The sequence below is a fragment of the Lishizhenia sp. genome, from assembly GCF_033720595.1.
Classification (GTDB): Bacteria; Bacteroidota; Bacteroidia; order Flavobacteriales_D; family Crocinitomicaceae; genus Lishizhenia.
The window spans coordinates 1-9,612 of record NZ_JAWWCF010000114.1; the positions used below are offsets into that span (position 1 = coordinate 1).

Annotated in this window: 8 protein-coding genes; 3 read left to right on the forward strand and 5 right to left on the reverse strand. The window is 37.2% G+C overall.

All coding sequences use genetic code 11. The features are described 5' to 3' along the window. The 4 genes from R3333_RS09140 to ccsA all read right to left on the reverse strand — a co-directional run. On the reverse strand, positions 1-937 hold a 937-nt coding region (locus tag R3333_RS09140), incomplete at its 3' end, for a PA domain-containing protein (protein ID WP_318958484.1). Positions 938-1,038: 101 nt separating this feature from the next. Continuing rightward, complete coding sequence (locus R3333_RS09145) at positions 1,039-2,064, reverse strand: glycosyltransferase family 4 protein (protein WP_413468681.1); 1,026 nt, start codon at positions 2,062-2,064, stop codon at positions 1,039-1,041. Positions 2,065-2,184: 120 nt separating this feature from the next. Continuing rightward, a complete protein-coding gene (bshB1, locus tag R3333_RS09150; RefSeq protein WP_318958486.1) occupies positions 2,185-2,904 on the reverse strand; it encodes a bacillithiol biosynthesis deacetylase BshB1 in 720 nt (239 codons plus the stop codon). 3 nt (positions 2,905-2,907) lie between these two features. Then, a complete protein-coding gene (gene ccsA / locus R3333_RS09155) occupies positions 2,908-6,240 on the reverse strand; it encodes a cytochrome c biogenesis protein (protein ID WP_318958487.1) in 3,333 nt (1,110 codons plus the stop codon). A 125-nt stretch (positions 6,241-6,365) separates the two neighbouring features. Here ccsA and R3333_RS09160 point away from each other — a divergent pair, with 125 nt between their 5' ends. The 3 genes from R3333_RS09160 to R3333_RS09170 are packed head-to-tail and all read left to right on the forward strand — an operon-like array spanning position 6,366 to position 8,412. After that, a complete protein-coding gene (locus tag R3333_RS09160; RefSeq protein ID WP_318958488.1) occupies positions 6,366-7,130 on the forward strand; it encodes a Rossmann-like and DUF2520 domain-containing protein in 765 nt (254 codons plus the stop codon). Further along, entirely contained in the window at positions 7,117-7,635 is a 519-nt protein-coding gene (locus R3333_RS09165) for a KdsC family phosphatase (protein WP_318958489.1), read from the forward strand. The genes R3333_RS09160 and R3333_RS09165 overlap by 14 nt, the downstream gene beginning before the upstream one ends. 42 nt (positions 7,636-7,677) lie before the next feature. Then, on the forward strand, positions 7,678-8,412 hold the full coding sequence (locus tag R3333_RS09170; RefSeq protein ID WP_318958490.1) for an FkbM family methyltransferase: 735 nt from the start codon (positions 7,678-7,680) through the stop codon (positions 8,410-8,412). Between the two features lie 14 nt (positions 8,413-8,426). Here R3333_RS09170 and R3333_RS09175 read toward each other — a convergent pair. Next, positions 8,427-9,612 (reverse strand): T9SS type A sorting domain-containing protein (locus R3333_RS09175; protein WP_318958491.1); only part of this gene is annotated, 1,186 nt, incomplete at its 5' end.

Below are 9,612 nucleotides of genomic sequence, written 5' to 3' on the forward strand. Positions count from 1 at the left end.
GGAAACCACCACTGTTGTTTGGCAATCCGTTTGCGTCTAATGTTGCGTAAGAAATAAGTCTGTCTGTAATTTGGAAATTAGCTCCAATCACATTGTCACCTGTATAGTCATCTGCAACACCCGACTCAACAGTGTAAACTAATTCATACTCACCTTGAGCATAAGTTGGTTCGTTAAATACTGGTAAAGAAACAAAAACTGAATCTTCAGCATTTAATGAAAATGCAGATGATGTTTCGTCGTAAAGCGTAGTTCCGTTTAAGGTAACTGTTGCATTCAATGTAATATTTGCTTGATCGTTAGAACCAAAGTTGTATACGTATGCTCCTACTTGCACATCAAATTCCGTATCATTTTGTGCTAATAATTGCGGAGTAGCGTAATGTTGTGCTCTTACTACATTACCTGCTTTCAATCCTAAATCATTTGGATAGTATCCTGTTTTGTTCCCGATGAAAACATCTACAGGACCATTTTCCATTTCACTTACAATTGCAGCTCCATCAAGATCTCCAATCATTACAACTGGAATTGTAACCGTTGGTCCATCATTACCAGCTCCCATTCCAACTGGTCCACCGGCCTGATTGTTTATAATAACTACGGCAATTGCACCTGCTTGCTCAGCATTCAATGCTTTTGTTCCAAACTCACACGCTCCACGGTAAAGGATGGCAATTTTTCCAGAAACATTAGAAACTGTTTGCATACAGTTCAATGAGTCTGCAGTTGATGCATCTTTAGCAAAAGCTAATGTACCTAAGACAGCGTTTGTTGGGTCCGTTAAATCTGGAGTGTTTGTCCAAGTAGATGTTGGCGCATAAGTCATATCCTTACTTCCTCCTATGGAAGCGGGACTTTCAACTGAAAAGATTACCTGTCCAAATGACAAAGAGGTAATCAAAACACTACACATTAATAGTAATTTTTTCTTCATAACTTTATTGATATTGTTTTAGCATTCTAAAACTAATAAAACAAATTATGCGCGCCTTAAAAAAACCTAAATTTTTCGTTACGAATTTCTAAACGGTAATTTTAAGACAGAATACGTAAATATTTATCCTTTATTTGTGTAGGATTTAGAAATTTCTTGGAAGTATTATGGATCTCAATGGGTGAATAGTTTTCTATAGAAAGCATTACTTTTCGAAGAGCATTTACGAGCTCATCCACTTGTTTAGGTGTTACTTGAATTCCCAAAGTAGGGTCTTGAACATCGGTTAAACCGCCACATTTACTATATACACAAGGTAAACCGGTTAACCACGCTTCGGCCAACACTATAGAAAAAGTTTCGAAATTACTGAATTGTATAAGGCAATGACTTTGCCCCATAAGCTCTGCCACTTTTGCAGCGTCTATATAGCTATACAATTTGGTAAGATCACTTAAGCCGTATTCGTTTAATTTAGCCTTCACTTGTTCAGTATTTGCCTCCACAACCAAGTTAAATTGAAACCCTAAACCCTCCTCTTTCAATTGTGCAAGCGCTTGGAGGATGCCACTGAAATTCTTGGTTGCTTCATCTACCGTAGAAACATGTACAAATGTAAACTTGGACAATTTCTCCGATTGAGGTTGAAAAAGATCTAGATCAATATAATTCGGTAAGGTATCAAATTCATTGATGAGTTGGTTTTGCTGCAAGGCTTCACCAAGTGTTTTAGAAACTGTAAATACTTTTTGGGCTTCTTTAAAAATGTTCTGATGTAACTTCTTCACAAAGAGGGAACTCTTCTCGTAAAGTTTTGTCGCCGATAAATACCCTGACCAATGTTCGGTAATGATATAGGGAAGTTTATATTTTCTTTTTAAATGCAGTGCAAATAAGCCGGCAGGGAATGCAACGTTTACATGTGCTAAATCATAGTTTCTTTCCCCTTTAGCATAAGCAATTTTCAGTGCTTTGATGTACCGTTTCAAATTAATAAAACTTTTCAGCAGCGGAAGACTTGAACTTCTGTAGTAAACTTTGGTAATCTTTACTCCTTCGATACTAGATTCCTCCACCTCAAACTTCGTTTTATTTTCTTTAGAGGATCTAGCAAAGCAAAGGTGCACATCTGCGAAACGCTGAATATAGGTAGCATGTTTTAAAATAAAATTCCCTTCAAGAGGTTTCTCTCGATTCGGAAACCAACTGCATAAAAATAAGATATGCTTACGGGGATTTTTCAAAGGCTAAATTAAATCAAACAAAGAGTTTACTCCGGCAGTGCGTTCTACTGTGTACCCTTCAGCAAATTCAGCGCCGATTGGTCTTCCAAATTCGCGCATACGTCCTTTTAAAAACTCCACGAACTCTCTTCCAGAAATAGGTGTTTTTGGTCCTTCCGTACCCGCTTTATAAAACTGTGTCTCATAGGCAAAGATGGATGCAAACTTTTCTTCAACAAATGGGGTAACATCAACCACAAAGTCAGGATGAATATGTCTATCTTGTATGTAATGGTAAACAGCTTTTGGTCGCCATTTTTCTTGTGACACACCTTCAAACTCAGTTTCAATTTTCAACAATCCTGCTAGAAAGCAAGCATCGGAAATGAACTTAGCTCCTTTTCCATGGTCTGGGTGTCTATCGCTCACAGCATTGGCCAAAACGATTTCTGGTTGAAATCTTCTTATCTGTTCTACCAGCAAAAGTAAATTCTCTTTGGTGTGTTCAAAAAAACCATCGGCTAGACGCAAATTATGACGTGCCTCCAACCCCAATATTTCACCAGCCTTTGCTGCTTCTTGATATCTTGTTTCTACGGTACCACGTGAGCCTAATTCACCCTCCGTGAGATCTACTATTGCTATTTTCTTTCCTGCTGCTTTCTCTTTTAATAAGGTTCCTGCACAAGACAGTTCTACATCATCTGGATGTGCTCCAATAGCTAGTATATCTACTTTACTCATCTGTTATTTTTGTTTCTTAAACATGTAGTAACGGATTCCACTTAATAAAGAAAACGCTAAAAAGATGTATACTGTTGTGTATACCCATTCTGGAGTTTCTGCTACTCCATCTCCTTGTGCGTAAGAGTGTAACCCGGTTAATTTAAAGTTTACTCCAAAGAAGGTAAAGATTATAGATCCATACCCCCATAAACTTACAAGGTTAAAGATAAATTTATCTTTTAAACCAGGGATGTACCTCAAGTGTAAAATGATGGCATACGTCAACACAGAAACAAGGGCCCAAGTTTCTTTCGGGTCCCACCCCCAGTAACGTCCCCAAGACTCATTGGCCCAAACACCTCCTAAGAAAGTTCCTATGGTTAGCATGAACAAGCCTACAGTCATCGTCATCTCAGAAACATAAGTAATCTCGTTGATGTTCATGTTTAAACGCTTTCCATTTTTTTGAGTACGCGCTAAGTATAAAGCCATGTTTACCAATCCTAAAATTGCCGATAAGCCCAAGAAACCATAAGAGGCAGTAATTATGGCCACGTGAATCATTAACCAGTATGATTTCAATACCGGCTGCATGTTTCCGATTTCGGGATCTAACAAATTCAATTCAGTTACAAATAAAAGTAAAGCAGACAAAATGATAGACGCTCCTAAAATAACAGGGTTCTTTTTAATAAAGATGAAACCTGCCATTACTAAAATCCAAGCAATGTAAATGATAGCTTCATATCCATTCGTCCAAGGCACCTCTCCTGTAATGTATGATCTAAAAAACAACCCTACTAGGTGATATAAAAATACAATAGCTCCTAAAATAATGAAGGGTAAAGAAATTCTCTTAAAGAGTTTTTCTGAACGTTGTGTTGGAACAGTTAACGTACGGATAAAGAAAATAATCAATAACAACAGACCGATTACCAAGTATGCATTTTGTGTATTCTTAAAGATATTCATGTTATTGTACATGATTTCTATCTTTACTTCAGACTCTGATGGCGTATCTACACTAGTACCTTCCGCTCTTTGGTATTTCTTTAAGGCTGCCAAAGTTTCTAAGGCTTGGTTTTGATTTTCTTCGCTATCATTAGAACGAATAGTTAAGGATAAATAATCCATCAACAAACTCATCCCTTCTTCATCTTTCTTTTCCCAATCTAAATGAGGAATCATCCAAGTTGCCATTACATCTCCTTTGACAGGTACTACCTTCAGGTATTTGAAGGAATAGTTGGTGAAGTTGAAGAGGTAATTGAATCGCTCACCTAGTCTTATAATTTCTTTATCAAATTCGTTTTTACGAGAGTCTGGTTTGTTGTGCGCCGTATTATATGCTTCCAACCATTTGAAATTCCCTATTGCACCTTCTTGCGATAACTCCTTTAAAGAAGCGTATTTTTCGGTATGGATTGAATCTCTAATTTTTGAGGATACATAAACAACAGGTCTATCCACCCATTTTGGTCCCGCCATTAACCAACTCATTGCTACTTGTACGGCATTATGTCCTTCAAAAGTTTGTGCTCTGTGTATTTTACGGAGCATTTTGTCTGCCAAAGTATGGAAGGGAACATTTCTACCTTGAAGGTCTTGCACCAATAAAGAAGACAATTCTTCCGCATGTTGCTCACTGATGTATTCAAAATTGAAATCGGCAGGTACTTCTTGTTGCGTTGTAGCAGCAGGAGCATGGTTATGTCCTTCGTGTGAAGCGTGATCGTGCCCCGTATGATCATGTCCAGCGTGGTCGTGCCCATCGTGATCACTGTGATCATGCCCTTGATGTGCATCTTCACTTAACTCTACCTTTTCATTATCTCCATTGGTAGAATGCGTTTCAATTTTTGCATCTTGGCCAAATGCCAATGTTGAAAAGAAAAGAGCTACAACAACAGACATTAACTGACTACGTTTCTCTCTTGATTTTTGTATCATTTTATTCAACTCTCTAAACCTACTTATAGGTGCTATTAAAGAAAGTACCATTCCTATACTCATTAACAAGTATCCTAAATAGGTGATATTTGTTCCCCACCAGTCGTGATTCACACTCAATATCGTACCTGTTTCGTCTGGAAAATAGTTCGATTGGAAAAAACGGAAACCGCCGTAATCCATTACATTATTCATGAAAATTCGTTGATCTTTATGTACTCCTTTAACGCTATCTATTACGCTCACCTCACTGGCATATGAACTCGCCATATCAGAACCTGCATATCTATCCAATTGGAAATCTCTACATTTAATATAGAAAGGCAATTCAACGGGTACAGGTCCATAACCTGCCATATAATTTAAACCATTAAATTGAAACGGAATTTCTTTTATTGCTGATCCATTTTGATAAGGCAATCTTTTCAATTCTGACTTTCCATCTTGTTCTATTTTGATGGTCAGATAATTCGTTCCTGCATCTTTTTTATTCGATCTAACTTCCGTATAAGCCGAGTTTCTGTGCTTGGCTTTAAACATAATTTGCTCGCCAGTAAATTGGTATAAATATCTTGGAGCAAATTCAACTGCAGAATCCGAAGGCACATTCAATATAGCGTTTGAGTCGACATTACCTGTTTGTCTATCTTCTACGCTTAACATAGCCATATTCACGCGATTGAACGATTTTAACGACTGTGCCATCAACGTGTTCCCTTCGAAAAATAATTTTACATCTGGAACAAAACCTTCTGTATGATCTTCATAAGCAAGAATTTCTGTACCAATAAGCATACTTTCTCCTTCGTTTAAAAACTTGGATTGTCCGCGCACTACAAACTCCAAAACGGTTCCTGTAGTGGTATCATTACTGATTAATTCATTCACTAAATTCTCTTCGTAATCTACGTAAGACACATTGATAGGGGCGTAATTTCCAAATTGAATTTCTTGCTCAAAAGGATTGTCATAGGCTTCAGATAAAAATCGAGCTTCTCTGTATTGAACACCCGATGTTCCATCATCTATCTTAACTTGAACATTAGGAGTAGCTGTGAAAATAATATTGGTAGACTCTCCTTCTGCAATAGGCATCATTCCTTCATAACCAAAGAAACGCGTTACCCCAGAACCGATTATAATGATAATAAAAGAAAGGTGGAAAGTGAACATGGCTACCTTTTCTGCCTTGTACATTTTGTAACGAAATATATTCGCGATAAGTGCAAAACAAAGGTAAGTCAGTAAAATCTCGAACCACGTAGCATTGAAAACTGCAATTTTTGATGCTGGTGTTCCATAACTTGATTCAATAAATGTGGCATAACCTATTGCCACGGCAAAGGCTACTAATCCGAGCGTCATCGCTCCCATAGAAAATATACCTCTTATTACTTTTTCCATCCTCCTTAATTATGTGTCATTTCCGCGCCAAAAATACTGAAAGCAGTTGGGTAAGTCGTAGAAATTGCAGATTTTTTTAGGTAGTTCTCCCCTACACTACTACTTTTGACTCCACATCGACAGAAATGGAGAAAATTGCAATTATAGGGAGCGGAAATGTAGCTTGGCACTTGTGCAAGGGATTGCGCGCCGAAGGGATTGAAATCAGTGGAATTTATTCTCGTACTTACACGCACGCAGAAGAATTTGCCCAAAGCTTTGACATCAAAGCTTACCAAGATTTAGCAGCGCTTAACGAAAGTAACGTCGACCTTGTTTTAGTGGCCGTAAATGACGACCAAACTCCTGGGGTTATCGAGAAGATCGCACCTCATCACAAGGTTGCCTATACGAGTGGAAGTGTAAATCTTAAAGACATTAACCATCCACAAGTTGGTGTTTTCTACCCTCTACAAAGTTTTACAAAAGGTAAAAAAGTAAATCTTTTTGAAGTCCCATTTTTCATCGAAGCTAAAAACATGGATCTGGGCGAAGAACTCTTTGACTTAGCATGGAAACTTAGTAGAAAGGTAGAGTATGCAGACAGCAATACAAGAAGCGAACTTCACCTTGCAGCAGTTTTTGCTAATAACTTCACCAATCACATGTACAGTTTGGCAAAAGAATTATTGGAAGATAGTAAAGGTAATTTCGAACACTTACTTCCGCTCATTTTTAACGCCGTCGATAAACTAAAGAAAAACACTCCCGAAGAAATTCAAACAGGTCCTGCGCGCAGGAATGATCAAAACATCATTGATCAACATTTGAGTAAACTTAGTGGGGATAAGAAAGATATCTATCAAATAATAAGCAGTTCTATACAAAAAAAATATCATGAGAAGTTATAAAGAAAATTTACCTAACATCACTACTTTAATTTTTGATGTTGATGGTGTTTTAACCAATGGAGATGTAATTCTCTTTCAGGATGAAGTAGTGAGAACACTAAACTCTCGTGACGCCTTCGCAATACAGTATGCTATAAAAATGGGAATGCGCGTTTTAATTATTACAGGTGGAAATTCTGAAGCTGTTAAAAAGCGTCTTCTGAACCTTGGAGCCACTGAAGTTTGCTTAAAAAGCTCGAATAAATTAAGTGTTTACGAAGACTTGAAAGCAAAATATAACTTTGAAGATAGTGAAGTAATGTATATGGGTGATGATTTACCAGATCATGCAGTAATGCAGAAAGTAGGTGTATCTGCTTGCCCCCAAGATGCAGCTGTTGAAATTAAAGCGATTGCAGATTACCAAAGTCCGTTTAACGGAGGTAGACACGCTGTGCGCGACATTATTGAGCAAACATTAAGAGTACAAGATAAATGGTTTAAAGAGGATGTTGTTCACTGGTAACCCTGGTGAATAGCTCATTTTTTATTCGTATAATTGTTCACTATGGACATTAAAACAACCACCAAAACAGCCATTAAAAACGTGCTCAAGGTACTTCACTTAGACCTTACTCAGAACCTGAAGTACGATAGATATACAGAACAGATTATTAATCAATACATCCACAAGAAATCTGTTTGTATAGATGTTGGTGCACACAAAGGAGAAATTCTTGATTTAATTATTAATAATGCGCCCGAGCAAAGTCACTTTGCTTTTGAACCCATTCCATCCTTTTACACAAAGCTTGAAGAAAAATACGGTTCTAAATACAAGATATACCCTTATGCCCTTTCCAATGAAGAGGGAAGCTCTTCTTTTCAGTTTGTAAAAAATGCCCCAGCATATAGTGGGTTAAAACAACGTGATTACAAAGTCAAAAATCCGGAAATTGAAAAAATCCAAGTTCAATTAAAAAAACTGGATGACATTATTCCTACTGACACTAAAATTGATTTAATTAAGATTGATGTAGAGGGAGCGGAATTCAACGTTTTGAAAGGAGCTGAAGCCACAATTAAAAAATCTAAACCTCTCATTATTTTTGAATGTGGATTGGGTGCGAGTGAGTTTTACAATACATTTCCTGAGGAATTGTACGTATTTATTCAACAGAATTTAGAAATGAATATTTCTACTTTAGAAAGATTCATAAAAAAAGACAATTCATTACGAGAAGAAGAGTTTTGTTCTCATTTTAAAGAAGGAAGTGAATACTACTTTATTATTCACTCCTAAAAGGTACAAAACAGCTAGTACATCTTTATTAATTTAACCACCTTGCTAAATTCTTGATTGGAAAGGTTTAAATAGTAAACTCCAGGTAACACATCCTGAGTATCCAACTCATTTATTTCATGAACTGATTCTACTTTCTTGACAAGTATGCCGGAAGCGTTGTACAATTCAATTTTATCAATGCTTTCTATCCCATCAAGCCTAATTGTAAGTTTATCTTGAAAAGGGTTTGGGTAAACTTCTAAATCTTCTTTTACCCCATTATTTTCTAACGATAATGAAGCTCCAATAATATTAACAACATCCGGACTCTGTATTGGAACAGACTCCCCATTCGGTCCTACCTTCACTAGAAACAAACTAGCCTTATTATCACTATAATATTCTTGATGCCCAATTACAGCAAAACCACCATCATTTGTTGCGATGATGCTCTGTGTTTTATCAACCCCTGAATTACTAAAGCTAGTAAATGATGACAAAAAGTTATAGCTCGGAGAAAACGCATAGATTTCGGAATCTTCCTCACCATCTGGGTACGTAGGAATATGCGGTGAAAAAGCCGCCTGTTTATTTATATACAATTGCGTTGAATCATACGACGGAGCAAAACAATTTGACGCTTCATACCCTATCCAATTTTCTTGACCGACATAAGCAAAGTTACCAAGAGTGTTAATTGTACCATAGATCATATTTGAACTATCCTTCACTCCTTCATAATTCGCCCCACTGAAATTCACAGAGTTTGGAAAAATATTAATATCGTTAACAATAGAATTACCCGCTATTTCGAGGGTATCAGAACTGATCAAAGCCCCCGTTACATCATCTAGAAAATAGACACATCCCTTGTGTTTGGCAGAGTCTTCTATATAATGACTTCCAACCACGTAAATCATACCATTTGCTATTTCAAAATCTCGAGGAGAATCATCGTACACTCCCCCAAATAAATTCTCCCATTCCAAGGTTCCTGTTTTATCATAACGTTGCATCCACCAATCTTCTCCTCCCGAACCAAAACTCTTGGTACTTAGCAATACAACTACCCCAGAATCTGAAGCTGCTTTTACCGTCACGATTCTATCCCAATCGTTTCCTCCAATTAAAGTATCCCATACTACATTACCTGCAAAATCCAAACGGGCCAAATACCCATCAAAACCACCTAGGCTATTTGTACTTGAATACCCCCCA

Excerpts from the sequence above, each read along its gene's own strand:
- bshB1 (WP_318958486.1), bottom strand. The coding sequence starts at position 2,904 with ATGAGTAAAGTAGATATACTAGCTATTGGAGCACATCCAGATGATGTA.
- R3333_RS09165 (WP_318958489.1), top strand. The coding sequence starts at position 7,117 with ATGAGAAGTTATAAAGAAAATTTACCTAACATCACTACTTTAATTTTT.
- ccsA (WP_318958487.1), bottom strand. The coding sequence starts at position 6,240 with ATGGAAAAAGTAATAAGAGGTATATTTTCTATGGGAGCGATGACGCTC.
- R3333_RS09160 (WP_318958488.1), top strand. The coding sequence starts at position 6,366 with ATGGAGAAAATTGCAATTATAGGGAGCGGAAATGTAGCTTGGCACTTG.
- R3333_RS09170 (WP_318958490.1), top strand. The coding sequence starts at position 7,678 with ATGGACATTAAAACAACCACCAAAACAGCCATTAAAAACGTGCTCAAG.